The sequence below is a fragment of the Methylomonas sp. PHL2-19 genome (genome assembly GCF_059331595.1).
Genome location: NZ_CP196839.1, coordinates 3,688,279 through 3,702,699 on the forward strand (window position 1 = coordinate 3,688,279; position 14,421 = coordinate 3,702,699).

13 protein-coding genes and 3 tRNA genes are annotated in these 14,421 nt (G+C 50.4%); 2 read left to right on the forward strand and 14 right to left on the reverse strand.

Annotated elements, in window-relative coordinates; genetic code table 11:
• Positions 1-96: 96 nt before the first annotated feature.
• From ACR02O_RS16985 to ACR02O_RS17005, 5 genes are all read right to left on the reverse strand, one after another.
• Positions 97-1,530 carry a porin family protein gene (locus ACR02O_RS16985; protein WP_494522056.1) on the reverse strand — a complete coding sequence of 478 codons (1,434 nt, stop codon included), beginning with the start codon at positions 1,528-1,530 and terminating at the stop codon, positions 97-99.
• Between the two features lie 129 nt (positions 1,531-1,659).
• Positions 1,660-1,917, reverse strand: a complete 258-nt coding sequence (locus tag ACR02O_RS16990) for a GIY-YIG nuclease family protein (protein ID WP_494522057.1) — start codon at positions 1,915-1,917, stop codon at positions 1,660-1,662.
• 7 nt (positions 1,918-1,924) lie between these two features.
• Entirely contained in the window at positions 1,925-2,206 is a 282-nt protein-coding gene (locus tag ACR02O_RS16995; RefSeq protein ID WP_494522058.1) for a hypothetical protein, read from the reverse strand.
• A gap of 23 nt (positions 2,207-2,229) precedes the next feature.
• Positions 2,230-2,670, reverse strand: a complete 441-nt coding sequence (rnhA, locus tag ACR02O_RS17000; RefSeq protein ID WP_101055429.1) for a ribonuclease HI — start codon at positions 2,668-2,670, stop codon at positions 2,230-2,232.
• The gene (locus tag ACR02O_RS17005; protein ID WP_101055427.1) at positions 2,663-3,385 is read right to left on the reverse strand and encodes a class I SAM-dependent methyltransferase; all 723 of its coding nucleotides are present in this window, start codon (positions 3,383-3,385) and stop codon (positions 2,663-2,665) included. Before ACR02O_RS17005 ends, rnhA begins: the two co-directional genes overlap by 8 nt.
• An 85-nt stretch (positions 3,386-3,470) precedes the next feature.
• Between ACR02O_RS17005 and ACR02O_RS17010 the strand changes: the two genes are divergently transcribed.
• Positions 3,471-5,069 carry a lytic transglycosylase gene (locus ACR02O_RS17010; RefSeq protein ID WP_494522059.1) on the forward strand — a complete coding sequence of 533 codons (1,599 nt, stop codon included), beginning with the start codon at positions 3,471-3,473 and terminating at the stop codon, positions 5,067-5,069.
• A 273-nt stretch (positions 5,070-5,342) separates the two neighbouring features.
• Here the strand turns inward: ACR02O_RS17010 and ACR02O_RS17015 are convergent.
• The 5 genes from ACR02O_RS17015 to ACR02O_RS17035 form a co-directional block, all read right to left on the reverse strand.
• Positions 5,343-5,418, reverse strand: a tRNA-Glu gene (locus ACR02O_RS17015).
• Positions 5,419-5,483: 65 nt separating this feature from the next.
• Positions 5,484-5,559, reverse strand: a tRNA-Glu gene (locus ACR02O_RS17020).
• Positions 5,560-5,582: 23 nt separating this feature from the next.
• Positions 5,583-5,658, reverse strand: a tRNA-Ala gene (locus ACR02O_RS17025).
• A gap of 41 nt (positions 5,659-5,699) precedes the next feature.
• A complete protein-coding gene (gene gltX / locus ACR02O_RS17030) occupies positions 5,700-7,106 on the reverse strand; it encodes a glutamate--tRNA ligase (RefSeq protein ID WP_494522060.1) in 1,407 nt (468 codons plus the stop codon).
• Positions 7,107-7,112: 6 nt separating this feature from the next.
• Positions 7,113-7,556, reverse strand: coding sequence for a tetratricopeptide repeat protein (locus ACR02O_RS17035; RefSeq protein ID WP_458137889.1), 444 nt, complete (start codon positions 7,554-7,556; stop codon positions 7,113-7,115).
• 168 nt (positions 7,557-7,724) lie between these two features.
• Between ACR02O_RS17035 and ACR02O_RS17040 the strand changes: the two genes are divergently transcribed.
• Positions 7,725-8,909, forward strand: a complete 1,185-nt coding sequence (locus tag ACR02O_RS17040) for an OmpA family protein (protein ID WP_033155207.1) — start codon at positions 7,725-7,727, stop codon at positions 8,907-8,909.
• A gap of 188 nt (positions 8,910-9,097) precedes the next feature.
• Here ACR02O_RS17040 and dnaE read toward each other — a convergent pair whose 3' ends face one another.
• From dnaE to fabZ, 4 genes are read right to left on the reverse strand one after another with little or no spacing between them, the layout of a single operon-like run.
• Positions 9,098-12,586 (reverse strand): DNA polymerase III subunit alpha, encoded by a 3,489-nt coding sequence (gene dnaE, locus ACR02O_RS17045; protein WP_458137890.1) that lies wholly within the window; start codon positions 12,584-12,586, stop codon positions 9,098-9,100.
• Between the two features lie 6 nt (positions 12,587-12,592).
• Entirely contained in the window at positions 12,593-13,183 is a 591-nt protein-coding gene (gene rnhB / locus ACR02O_RS17050) for a ribonuclease HII (protein WP_458137891.1), read from the reverse strand.
• Positions 13,158-13,928 (reverse strand): acyl-ACP--UDP-N-acetylglucosamine O-acyltransferase, encoded by a 771-nt coding sequence (gene lpxA / locus ACR02O_RS17055; protein WP_033155209.1) that lies wholly within the window; start codon positions 13,926-13,928, stop codon positions 13,158-13,160. The genes rnhB and lpxA overlap by 26 nt, the downstream gene beginning before the upstream one ends.
• A complete protein-coding gene (gene fabZ, locus ACR02O_RS17060) occupies positions 13,929-14,378 on the reverse strand; it encodes a 3-hydroxyacyl-ACP dehydratase FabZ (RefSeq protein WP_033155210.1) in 450 nt (149 codons plus the stop codon).
• Positions 14,379-14,421 lie beyond the last annotated feature (43 nt).

A 14,421-nucleotide genomic window follows, 5' to 3' on the forward strand; every position in this document is an offset into this window, starting at 1 on the left:
AGCCGATACGCGCATAAGCAATTTAAGAAGGCATTATATACCGATGCACCCCGCCGTATGAACCGGCGGGGCTTAAGAAGCAACTATCCAGCCACTTTAAAATATAAAGCCTACACCCAAATTGAAGTCGTCGGGAGAGGTGCCCGATTTTTGGGTGAAATTACGGTAATCGGCCTTGATCACGACATTGGGAATGGGTTTGTAGTTGAGGCCGACTTGGTAGATTTCGACGTCTCTGGTCAGATCGTCTCGACAAATGGCATTTGCGCATGTCGAAGCGCTGGCAACAGTATCCATACGCTCGTAACGCACGAAAGGGGCGAGATATTGGGTCGTATCGTGCGCAAAGTGCGGCAGTATGTCGTAACCAACTTCGCTGTACCAACCATAGTTTTCTTCACCAATACTTTTAGCATTGGCAACACTCAGCAAGGCTGCATCGCCGATATGCCCCCAGGAACCCAAAGTACGAAATTCCAGGCCACGGTATTTCCATTGCAGATGGGCTTCGTAAAGTTGCGTTGCTACTTCGAGTTGCCGCCCGTTATACAGCTGATTCTGCCCGGAATTACCGACATACGCCGAGCCGCCCACCATGACGCCAGGCAACATCGGCGGCGCATAGTCCACGCGACCGACATAAGCCAAATCTTCCGCCAACGCCTGTCCTCCTGATTGCCGGCCGCTACGAATGCCGTCAGCGCCAAAATTCTTAGCGTTCATACCGTTAACCACATAGGTTGTGTAGGTCAGACCCGGCAACAATTCACCGAATAACCCCACACCGTTTTCACGCCAAGTGCTGGGAATAATGCGTCTTTCGACTTCCGGGCGATTGTTACCGAAGAAAAACGGCGGCTCATGTATCTGGTTGATAAAGCCCATCGGCATTAACACCATCCCGGCCCGGACATTGACCAGCGGGTCGATGAAGAAATCCAAGGAGGCCATTTCAACGGAGACAGTGCCCGTGCTACCCGATCCGTTATTGCCGGTCGAGGAATGTTCGAACTCTATTTCACTGTTGAACAGTATGCTGTCAGTGAACTTATAACCCGCGTAAATGACTAGTCGTTCGAAATCTGTATTATCCGGATTATTGACGGTGCCGGTTGCCGCATTACGCCCACCCTGATCATCAACTCGCGCCTGATAATTGGCCTCACCATAGCCACCTAAGGACAGACCCTTGCCGACTTGATAAACCTTGGAAGCAGCCGGCCCCAAACCGTAGGCACTTTTGTATTCGACTTTTTCCGGCACCACCAATTCGGTACGCAGTTTTTCCACTTCTTCCGTCAACACATTAGTTTTACGCTCCAAATTGCTGACTTCACCTGTAGGCGCCTTTTGCGCAACCGCTTCCAACTTTTTGGTCATGCTGTCAATCTGCTGCTGCTGAGCCTGAATGATCTTCCACATTTCATCCATGGTCTGCGGCTTTTCGGCGGGAATACCTGCAGCGTTTACCCCGGCACTGACGACAATCGCCGAAATCGCGGCGCTAAGTTTTGAGTTTAATGGCTTCATATCGGTCTCCAAGAATTTGAGACTCGAGTATAAAACCCCTACAACAACTAATGCAAATCATTCTCAAATCTATCCGCATTACGAAAAAATAGCTATCCCCAAAATATTGACTCCCATCCAATTCGGCCGCTATAAGCAGCTACACATTGCGATAAGATGAAGTTTTTCAGTACGTTTCATTTTTTTGATGAACACTTCCCTTCTTGAGGCAGAAACACGATCATGTCCCGCTTCGACAAACACCAATTGCCGAGGTTGACGGCTTCTAAAGTATTTGGCTCCTTTTTGCATCATATGCTGGCGGAAACGTCTTTCAACATCGGTACTGATTCCGGTATACAGACTACCGTCATCACACTGAATGATATACACCGACCAATTCGACACTGGCGCGCTATTCAGAGTCGGTGGATTTATTCAACCAACTGTTCAACAAAATCGCTACCAATACGCCAAACCCGATATAGGCATAGCGAACGATGAAGATCAGTGCGGCGCTTTGGTTGTGACTTGCAGCATCTTTGACACTTGGCGTGATAGCCAAAGTCCAGAGCAGCGCCGCCAAAAAATAGACCACCACACCCGACACCGCCCATGAGATTGGCGGACGACTTGAGCGTGCCGCCGTGTTGTAAAACCAAATGCCGACTAACGCAGCAGCTATCGAACCTAACATGTATTTTCCTGATTTTAAGTGATTTATCGGCGAGACAAGCGCTCGATTCCCAGATTGGCCAACTGATCGGCACGCTCGTTACCGACATCCCCGGCATGTCCCTTCACCCATATCCAATCGATGTTGTGACGCTGGATAGCAGCATCCAAACGTCGCCATAAATCTTCGTTTTTCACTGGTTTATTTGCCGCGGTTTTCCATGCCCGCTTTTTCCAATTAGCCATCCATTCGGTAATACCTTGCAAAACATATTTAGAGTCAGTGTGCAATTTGACGCTACACGGTTTTGTTAGTGTTTCCAGAGCCTGTATTGCGGCCACTAATTCCATCCGGTTATTCGTCGTTTCAGGTTCACCGCCGCATAGCTCCTTTTCTTTATTTCGGTATTCCAAGCGCACGCCCCAACCTCCTGGCCCAGGGTTGCCCTTGCATGCACCATCCGTATAAATAATGACTTCAGTCATGGCCCACCTTTCTATGTAAGTTCGATTTCAATCCCAATCCAACCGCAGCTAAATTGGTGCGGCGTTGCTGTGCCGCAGTCAAAGGAATCAATGTGTATTGCCTTTTCACCGCCTTAATGCCGTAAGCCATCGCAAACAAAGACGCAAAGCTGAACTCGAATTTACCGTGAGCAATGGTGTAACTGTCTAGCCCAAACTCGGCAGTCGTTAACAATTCGAAATTCATCAGTTTCAACCAATCCAATACCCGTGCTTTGGTAATCAAATGCGCCCGCCAGGATTCCGCAAGCTTCCAGTCCCATAAAAACTGAAAACGTACCGACATACTGAACGGATTGAAATTCAACATGACCAATTCGCCACCCGGTTTTAACACGCGATTGACTTCGCGTAGGGTTTGAAATCGACGCGCGTCGAACTCCAAAATGTGCGGAAGTATGACTAAATCCATCGATTCAGTTTGAATAGGCAAGCTGAATGCCTTAGCAGTCACCTTCAACGCGCCAGCATCACCCAAGGCCTTGCCGTCCAGAATTAGATAATTCTTATACAAGGAAAAATCGACGAACTCATTTTCCCAACCTAAGCCACCGATCTGGAGTTGTTGTTGTTTACAACTCACCGTTATTGATCTTCGCAGATAGTTGGCCTCCATGGTTTGCAGTAGCTTACCCCTTGGGGTTTGGTACAACGCAAACAGAAATTGTCTCTTCATTTAACCGCCGCTAAGGGTATGTTTTTTTGGCTATTTTAGAAAGCCATGCTAGGATCTAATTTTTTTATTTTAGCGAGTTCAGACAATGCCCCGCTCAATTTCCAAAAAATCAGGCCGTCATCTGTCTTATCTACTACCTATTTTTCTGGCAACCGGTTGTAGCCAACATGCGCAAAAAGACCATCTAAGCCAATCATCAACTAGCAAGTTTTCCGTATTTACCCGGAATGGCAATGCCGGAAAAATCCATAACAAACAGGTAGAAGCAAAAGAGCACGCCACCATCTGGGATAGGATGCTGTCTCTTTATGCCTTACCGGAAATCGATAATGCCAGAATCGACCGCGAAGTAAACTGGTATCTTAAAAACCCTGAATATCTGACCAGAGTACAACAGCGCGCCGAGCCCTATTTATATTTCATCCTCAACGAAATTGAAGCGAAAAATATCCCCGGAGAACTGGCACTGTTACCTGCGGTTGAGAGCGCTTTCAGACCTGACGCAATGTCGCCAGCTCAAGCATCCGGTCTTTGGCAGTTCATTCCGCCTACCGGGCGTCTTTACGGGTTAAAACAGAATAGCTGGTATGACGCACGGCGCGATGTGGTGCAATCGACTCAGGCAGCCACTACCTTCCTGAAAGAACTGAGCGAGACTTTCAATAACGACTGGTTACTTGCTCTCGCCTCATACAACGCCGGCAAAGGCAATATAAAAAACGCCGTGGATAGAAACCTCGAACGCGGACAGCCTACCGACTTCTGGTCCTTGGACTTGAACAACGAGACCTCAGCTTACGTACCCAGGCTGCTGGCTATCGCCAAGATCTTTGCCAACCCGGAAAAATACAACGTCAATCTGCATCAATTCGCCAACCAACCTTATTTTGAATTGGTCGATGTAAAGTCCCAGCTCGATTTGGGTAAAGCCGCCGAAATGGCACAAACCCCGCTAGATGATTTCTTAAAGCTCAATCCTGGCTATAACCGCTGGAGCACCGATCCGAACGGCGCGCAACATCTGCTGATTCCGGTAAGCAAAGCCGATTCTTTTAAAGAAAAACTGGCTGAATTGCCACACCAAGAGAGAATCAAATGGGAACACCATACGGTGGGCAAGAAAGAGACTCTAAAAAGCATAGCCAGCAAACACAGCACCAGCGTCGAAGAGATTATCAATGTCAATCATCTTGACGACGATACGGTTGCCCAAGGCTCAATCCTGTTAATCCCGGTCTCTTTTCATTCACAAAAGGGCGAACCAACCACACCGGCTGTTGCTGCAGTATCGCAACAATCCACACCAACGCCTGCTCAATCAAGCAAACAACAATATACGGTTAAGAAAGGCGATACCCTATGGGATGTCTCGCAACGTTTTTCTGTTGATAAAGACGATATTGTGAGTTGGAATAAATTACCCAAAAAAGCGGCGCTGAAACCCGGTCAAAAACTGACTATCAAGAAAACCAGCAGCAGTATAACAGTGGCATCGACCGCGCCTTCCATCAAGCAAATCAGCTACACGGTGAAAGCCGGCGATACATTGGCGCAGATCTCGAAGAAATTTAACGTCAACGTCACCGAGCTCCGCAAATGGAATAACGTTCCCAAAAACAAGGCGGACATCAAACCGGGCTCTAAGCTAAAAGTAATGATTGAGGCCGGCCATCCGTCCACCTAAGGCTTCAGATAACCATGCGTACAGTTCAAATCGATTTGCGAAATTAGATCTTTCTAATTCGCCATAAGGGTAAACTTAAATCAGCAATTTAGGTTTACCCTTACGCTTCGCGAGATCAAACCGCCCTACTAAAGCGATCAGCACAGAAGAAACTAATCGCTACATCCCAGAGAAATAGCGATTCGACTTAAGATATTGAATTAACACAGACGGCATAGCAAACTTGGCACCGCATTATTGCCACTATGCCAGAGCTATAACCTTAAGAATTGATGGCGTCCCCACGGGGGTTCGAACCCCGGTTACCGCCGTGAAAGGGCGGTGTCCTAGGCCACTAGACGATGGGGACTAAGACTATTTTTTAAGAATGACTTCTTTAATACGAATTGCCGGCTTAACCGACTTTAGCCAAATTGGCGTCCCCACGGGGGTTCGAACCCCGGTTACCGCCGTGAAAGGGCGGTGTCCTAGGCCACTAGACGATGGGGACTCAGGACTAAATCAACTATTATTTGGTGGAGCCAAGGAGGATCGAACTCCTGACCTCTTGCATGCCATGCAAGCGCTCTCCCAGCTGAGCTATGGCCCCGTAGTTGAGTCCTCGTATTATACGGGTTTTCAGAGCTTTGTCTAGGAATTTTCTACATTCTTTATGTATCTGATCGCTCGCTCTATTCTGTGCAAGGTTTTCTCTCTGCCTAATAGAGCCAAAGTCAGATCAATAGCCGGCGATACGCCGCTGCCACAAACCGCAACGCGCAAGGGCTGCGCAACCTTACCCAGATTAAGTTGCAACTGCTCCGCGCTGTCCAATACCACTTGATGAAGGCCTGAAGCTTCCCATTCGCCGATAGCGCTAAATTGCACCAGTAAATGTTGCAATACATCGTCCACGCCCGCTTTGAAATTCTTTTTCGCGGCTTTTTCTTCATATGCGTCGAATTCCTTGTAAAAGTATTCGCTCTCGGCGGCCATATCCACCAGAGTTTTGCATCGCTCGCGCTGCGCTTTAACCACATCCGCCAGTGCCGGGCCGGTGGTCGGATCGATACCACGCTCCCCCATATGCCAAGCCAAATGCCGAGCGACGTGCGCCGGATCACCATTCATAATGTACTGGTGATTCAACCACACCAACTTCTCGGTATTGAACGTGGACGCGGAAACGTTGACTTTTTCCAACTCGAACAAGGCCACCATTTCTTCCAAGGAAAACAATTCCTGATCACCGTGCGACCAACCCAACCGCACCAGATAGTTCAACAAAGCTTCGGGTAAATATCCGTCATTACGATATTGCATCACGCTGACCGCGCCGTGGCGTTTGGACAATCTTGCACCGTCGGAACCTAAAATCATCGGCACATGCGCATACACAGGCAATTGCGCACCCAAGGCTTTCAGAATATTAATCTGCCTGGGCGTATTGTTAACATGATCGTCACCCCGTATTACATGAGTAACTCCCATATCCATATCGTCGACTACTACCGTCAGGTTATAGGTCGGCGTACCATCGGAACGGGCAATAATCAGATCATCCAGTTCCTTATTGGCAACGACGATGCGGCCTTTTACTAAATCGTCGATAATCACTTCGCCCTGCTCCGGGTTCTTAAAGCGCACCACCCGCTCGCCTTGCGGATTGTCAACGCCATGCCGGCACTTGCCGTTGTAACGCGGCTTTTCCTTGTTGGCCATTTGCTGCTCGCGCAAAGCCTCCAACTCTTCGCGACTGCAGTAGCAATAATAGGCATCTCCCTGTGCCAGCAATTGCTGAATGACCTCTTTGTATCGATCAAAACGATGCGTCTGATAGAACGGACCCTCGTCATATTCCAAGCCTAACCAAGTCATGCCTTCCAGAATTGCATTCACCGACTCCTGGCTGGAACGTTCAAGATCGGTGTCCTCGATTCGCAAAATAAATTTGCCACCGTGTTTGCGCGCATACAACCACGAAAACAGAGCGGTTCTGGCACCGCCAACATGTAAATAACCGGTGGGACTGGGGGCAAAGCGGGTTCTAATACTCATCGTCAATTATTTAGTTGTTAAAAATTTCTTGGCATATTCGCCGGGAATGGAGCGAGAGGCGTTTAAACGCATCGCCTGGTAATTAAATTGCACGCTGCCTTTCGCTGCATCGTTTCTGCCCAGAATCGCCAGCGAGGTGGCATGTCCTTGTTTGGCAGCTTTTTCGTACCAATCGGTAGCCTTATCTCTGTCGCTATTCACGCCCATGCCTCGATCATACATCGCACCCATGACCACCTGAGCATCGAGCAAACCTTGATTCGCCGCCTTTTCCATCCACTCCGCGGCCTTGCGCTCTTCCTTCTCGAAACCCTCTCGGCCCAGTAAATACAGCGATGCCAACTTGGCTTGAGCCTGCGCATTCCCCTGCTCAGCCATTTCTTTCACGCTGTCAGCCTTTACCGCACTGGCAAGTAAAAACATCGCACAGAAAAATAAAATCTTGCCCATTACATTCTCCAAGGAAGCCTAAGGATTAAAAACAAACCGGCATTATTTCACGGCGCCCGGCTAAGATGAACGCACTATTTAAAAATAAGGGATTGATGTTAGACTTAAGACACCAAGGCGGTACGCTAGGCCTTGTCGATGCAGAACAATAACCTGGAGAATCAATACATGAAAAGAAACCTTTTATTCACGGCCACTCTGGCCGGAGCGCTGCTTTCCGGTTGCGCGACGCAGTCGAGCAATAATTTCCAGGCTTTCCAGCCTGAAGACCTTAACGCGCTGGTTAAATCCGGAAAACTGGTACAAAAAACCAACAGTTTTTTCGTGATTAATGATTCGTCTTCATCCATGAGCCGTACCTATGTAAATTCTGCGGATTACAGCGGCACCAAGCTGGATGTCGAAAAAAATCTGCTCAACAAGTTTAACAAATCCATTCCGGTTATGCCGCTGACATCCGGTTTGCGCAGCTTCGGTTTTGGCCCATGCCTGTCTTGGGGCTCAACTTATCTCAACCAAGCCGTGCAAAATTACACTCAGGCCGGTTTCGAAACTGCAATTACCTCTCTACAATGCTCTAGCGGCGGCACCCCACTGGCCACGGCGCTAAGCGAGTCCGGCAAAGACATCACCTCTGCTCCCGGCAATATCGCCTTAATCGTTTTAAGCGACGGTATCGAGGAAGTCTCGCCCCTACCGACTGCCGAAGCGCTTAAATCCCAGTACGGAGACAAGCTATGCATTTACACAGTCTGGGTCGGTAATGACCAAGATGTGGCCGGACAAGCGGTGCTGCAAGACCTAGCCAATGCATCGGGTTGCGGATTCTCGACTACTGCCGAAGCGATCACCAGCGCCAAAGGCATGAGTGATTTCGTTAAAAACGTCTTCTTGAAAGCAGGCACACCCAAAGTGGCCGATTGCTCAACCCAAGACGACGACAAAGACGGCGTAAGCAACTGTGCCGATAAATGCCCTGACACCCCTAAAGGCGCTATCGTCGATAAAGACGGTTGCTGGGCGTTCCGCGGCCTACTGTTCGATTTCGACAAATCCGACGTCAAAGCCAAATACGGCCCGCTGATCCAAAACGCCGTGGAAGTCATGAAAATGAACCCTGGTTTGACCATAGAGATTCAGGGCCACACCGATAGTTACGGTAAAGATGCTTACAACCAAAAGCTTTCCGAGCGCAGAGCCAATGCAGTTAAAGCCGAGCTGATAAAACAAGGCGTGGAAGGCAAACGCCTGACAGCGGTTGGCTTCGGCGAGTCCAAACCCGTCGATACCAATGAAACTGACGAGGGCCGTGCCTACAACCGCCGTGTCGAATACAAACGTACCGACCGCTAAACGATAAGCTTCCAGCTTAACGAAACCAGGGAGGCCCAGGCCTCCCTTTTTTATGTCCAGATCAATCAAATGGGCTCAGCATCGTTCGCGCTTGTTGCGGTCCGTAAACTCAATACACACTCGATGTGTGCATTTAGCCGAACCCCGCCTATCCCCGCTCCCAGAAATACAATGCGTCAAACGCCAGTTCAATATCTGACCAGCACCGTTTCGCTAGACAGCAAGCGCCGCAGGCGGATCAGGAGTTCATCGCTCGGGCGCACGCGCCAGTCGTCGCCCAATTGCAGGGTCGCTTTGTCGGTGCCAGTGCGGTACTCGATTTGGATTGGACATTGACCGCCGCAGAATGGCGTCAGCGTGGCCTGTAGGCTTGCCAGCCAACCGGACGGCAGGCCGCTATTGGCCAGATCTATCGTTAATGTAATGCCGCGGGCATATAATTCCCGCGCTTCTTCCATGCTGTAAAGCTTCTCGGCAGTCATCCTCAGACTGTTGGTAAAGTCGTCCATTGCCAATGAGCCTTCGGCAATCAGGATCGTGTCTTTGCTGAGCAGGTTGCGGTATTTGTCGTATATATTGCTGAAGGCCGCCACTTCCAGCCGGCCGGTACGGTCGTCCAGCGTTGCGAAGCCCATCATCTTGCCTTGCTTGGTTTGCCGGGTACGCATTTCCACGATCAGGCCGGCAACACGCGCTTCCATTTTACCTCTGGAGCGGCCGGCATCGACTTCCAGACTGGCTAACGAGCCGTGGGTGATATGTTTTAATTCCGGCAGATATTCGGCGATGGGATGGCCGGTCAGAAACAGACCCAAAGTCTGCTTTTCCGCTTCCAGCTTTTCTTTTTCGGTCCACGGCTCGACCACGGTGGAATAAGCTTCCGCTTCACCGTCGCTGACTTCCACTTGTACCGCCAAACCGAATAGATCGTTTTGACCGGCCAACGCCATTTTTCCGTGTTGTTCGGCCACTCGCAAGGCGGTAGTCAATTCAGCGAGATGCGCCGCACGATTAGGATCGATGGTATCCAGCGCTCCGGCTCTGATCAATGCTTCCAAAACCCGGCGATTGACCTTGCGCAAATCGACACGCTTGCACAGATCGTACAAGCCCGCAAACGCGCCGTTGGCAGCCCGTTCCTTTAATAAATCTTCAATTGCATTTTCGCCAACACCCTTGATCGCGCCTATACCGTAAACAATCTGCCCCTGGTCGTTTACCGTGAAACGAAAGTCGGAAACATTAATGTCCGGCGGGCAAATCTCCAGCTTCATCTCCCGGCATTCATCGATCAACACCACCACTTTGTCAGTGTTATCCATATCCGACGACATCACCGCCGCCATGAACGCAGCCGGAAAATGCGCCTTCAACCAAGCCGTTTGATAGGCCACCAAGGCGTAAGCAGCCGAATGCGATTTATTGAAACCGTAGCCGGCGAATTTTTCCATCAGGTCGAAAACATAGGTGGCTATCGACGCATCGATTTGGTTCGCTACCGCGCCCGACATGAATTTTTCCCGCTCCTTGGCCATTTCCTCCGGTTTCTTCTTACCCATCGCCCGCCGCAGCATATCGGCACCGCCCAGGGTATAGCTGGCCAATTCCCGGGCAATCTGCATCACCTGCTCCTGATACAGAATAACGCCATTGGTGGGTTTTAGAATCGGCTCCAGCAAGGGATGAGCATATTCGGCCTTGGCACCATGTTTGACGTTGATGTAGTCGTCCACCATCCCCGATTCCAGCGGTCCGGGCCGGAATAAAGCCACCAGCGCGATGATGTCGTCGAAGCAATCCGGTTTCAGCTTTTTGATCAACTCCTTCATGCCCCGCGACTCGAGCTGAAACACGGCCGTGGTCTGGGCGTTTTTTAATAATTCATAGCTGGGCAGGTCATCGCGCGGAATCTGGCTTATGTCCACCGGCTCTTCACCGCGCTGCGCGCGTTGGCGATTAATGGTTTGCAGCGCCCAATCAATGATCGTCAAGGTCCGTAAACCCAGGAAGTCGAATTTAACTAAGCCAACCGCTTCGACATCGTCCTTATCAAACTGCGTGACCAGATTGCCGCCGCCCTGCTCGCAATACAACGGGCTGAAATCGGTCAGCTTGGTCGGCGAAATCACCACGCCGCCGGCATGCTTGCCGGCATTTCGGGAAATCCCTTCAAGGGAACGCGCCATATCGATCAAGGATTTAACTTCTTCCTCGGTTTCGTATAACGCCTTCAATTCAGCGCTGTCTTGCAAGGCCTTATCCAGCGTCATGCCAATTTCAAATGGAATCAATTTGGCCAGCCTATCCACAAAGCCATACGCATGACCCATCACCCTGCCCACGTCGCGAATCACGGCCTTAGCGGCCATCGAACCGTAAGTAATAATCTGCGATACATGATCGCGGCCATAATGACGAGCGACGTAATCGATCACCTCGTCGCGGCGCTCCATGCAAAAGTCGATATCAAAGTCGGGCATCGACACCCTCTCCGGGTTCAAAAACCGTTCGAACAGCAAATCGAATTCGATGGGATCGAGATCGGTAATCTTCAACGCATACGCCACCAAGGAACCGGCACCCGATCCCCGCCCCGGCCCTACCGGTATCGCATTGTTCTTGGCCCACTGGATAAAGTCGGCAACAATCATGAAATAGCCGGGAAAACCCATCTGGGTGATCACGTTCAGCTCTACTTCCAATCTATCGTCATAGACTTTACGGTTCTCCGCGAAGCTGCCCTTGCCAATCGGCGGATACTGGATTAAACGCTCTTCAAGCCCTTGACGCGAGGCGTGCTTGAAATAGTCGTCCAGCGTCATACCTTCGGGGACCGGAAAATCGGGCAAATAATTTTCGCCCAGAGTCAGCTCGACATTACAGCGTTTAGCAATTTCCACGCTATTGGCCAATGCCTCCGGAATATCGGCAAACAATTCGGCCATTTCCTCGGCAGTACGCAGGTATTGCTGAGCTGTGTAATTTTTCGGCCGGCGGCTGTCGTCCAGCACCCGGCCCTGATGGATACAGACCCTCACTTCATGCGCATCGAAATCGTTTTTACTGATAAAACGCACGTCGTTGGTGGCGACGACCGGCAAATCCAGTTCGGTAGCCAAATCCGCCGCTAATTTGATGTAACGCTCTTCGTCCGCTTTACCAAGCCGCTGCAATTCCAGGTAAAAACTGTCTTCGAACAAATCCCGCCAATATTCGGCACAACGTTTAGCTTGCTCGGCATTTTCTGCCAACAAAGCCTGACCGACGTCACCATCCATCGCTCCCGATAACACGATCAAACCCTCATGATTCTCGGAAATCCAGTCTTTTTGCAGCATCGGTATCCCTTGGTGCTGCCCTTCCTGGTAGCCTCGGGAAATCAGCTCGGTCAACGTCACATAGCCTTTTTGATTGCGCGCCAACATGGTCAGGCGAAACGGCGAGGCCGGCTCGTCAGGATTGAAAATCAGCGCATCGGCGCCGATCAAGGGTTTGATGCCGGCGCCTTGTGCGGCTTTATAGAATTTAACCAGCGAGAACAAATTGCTTTGTTCGGTAATCGCCGCGGCCGGCATTTGATACTCAGCCAGTTTCTTTACCAAGGGCTTGATTCTGACGATACCGTCAACCAGGGAGAACTCAGTATGAATACGAAGATGAACGAAACTCGGCGTCATGGCTGTTTAAACAAGATACTTTTTAACAGGAGCAAACGATTTTCGATGCTGCGGGCAAATCCCAAGTTGTTGTAACGCCGCTAAATGCTGCTGGGTAGGATAGCCTTTGTGAATAGCAAAAGCATAACCGGGATACAGCCTATCCAGCGTCTGCATTTCCTCATCGCGGGCGACTTTGGCTAGGATCGAGGCGGCGGAAATTTCCGCAACCAGCAAATCGCCTTGTACGATAGCTTCGCCAGGCACATCCAGTGCCGGCAGTCGATTGCCGTCCACCTTGACCGCATCCGGGCGATAGTTCAATTGCGACACTGCTCTTTGCATCGCCACCATCGTCGCTTGTAAGATGTTGATAGTGTCGATTTCGCTGGCTTCGGCGCGAGCAACGGCCCAGCACAAGGCATTGGCCGTGATTTGCTCGGCCAGCAGCTTGCGTTTCTTTTCGGTAAGTTTTTTGGAATCTGTTAAACCCGCGATGGGTCTGAGTGGATCGAGAATCACCGCAGCGGCAACCACCGGCCCGACTATGCAGCCGCGGCCAACTTCGTCGATACCGGCTATGCGTGGGGGGTTATCGGAGGATACCGCGTGTGACATTACGTAGAAAGCTGACCATATTGGAAAGTTCGTTGCTTTCGCCGGCCATATCTTCCATTTCTTCGATGGCGTCTTCCAGACGCAGATTGTTTTTATAGAGGATTTTATAGGCTTTGCGAATCTGCCGAATCACTTCCGGCGGCACGCCGTTACGCTCCATACCCACCGAATTGATGCCGTGCGGCCGAGTGGGCCTGCCACCAACCATCACATACGGCGGAATATCCTGAGTGATTGCACTACCCATCGCCGAAAAACTGTATTCGCCGATTTTGGTAAATTGATGCACCAAGGTAAAACCGCCCAAAATAGCATGATCACCCAAATGCACATGCCCGGCAATCGAGGCGCCATTCGCCATGATCACATGATCGCCAATTTCGCAATCGTGCGCCACGTGGGTGTAAGCCATGAACAAATTATCGCTGCCGATCAACGTCAATCCTCGATCTTGCTGCGTGCCACGGTGCATCGTACAAAATTCGCGTATTACATTGCGGTCGCCGATTTCCAGACGGGTGATTTCATCGGCGTACTTTTTATCTTGCGGGTCTTCGCCTATCGAGGTGAATTGGTAGATCGTATTATCCTTGCCGATGGCGGTAGGACCTTTAATCACCACATGCGGCCCAATCTCGGTACCTGAATCTATCTGCACATCCGGGCCAATAACCGAGAACGGACCGACTTTAACATCGTCGGCCAATTCGGCATTGATATGCACAACCGCTCTGGGATCTATCATTTATGCCTCTGCTGCCACAGCCGCACACATGATTTGCGCACTGGCGGCCAGTTCACCATCTACTTCCGCACGGCAATCGAAGGACCAGAGGTGACGCTTGTGTTTGATGTAAGTCACTTCCAGGCGCAATTGGTCACCGGGAACAACTTGCTTTTTGAAGCGGGCGTTATCGATGCCCGCCAAGTAATAAATCGTGCCTTTGCCCAATTGATCGTTGCTTTGCGACGTCAGTAGCGCAGTAGCTTGCGCTAGGGCTTCCATGATCAACACCCCAGGCATAATAGGTTGACTCGGAAAGTGGCCTTGAAAAAACGGCTCGTTAAAGGTCACGTTTTTCACAGCCAGCAAACGCACGCCCGGCTCGCAGTCAAGCACCCTGTCTACCAGCAAGAAAGGATAGCGATGTGGCAAGAGTTCCTGAATTTGTAAAATATCGAGTGTGCCGGCCATGAGTATTCTGTGCGAAATGAGGGGAAGCGGGAAGTTCGCTTAG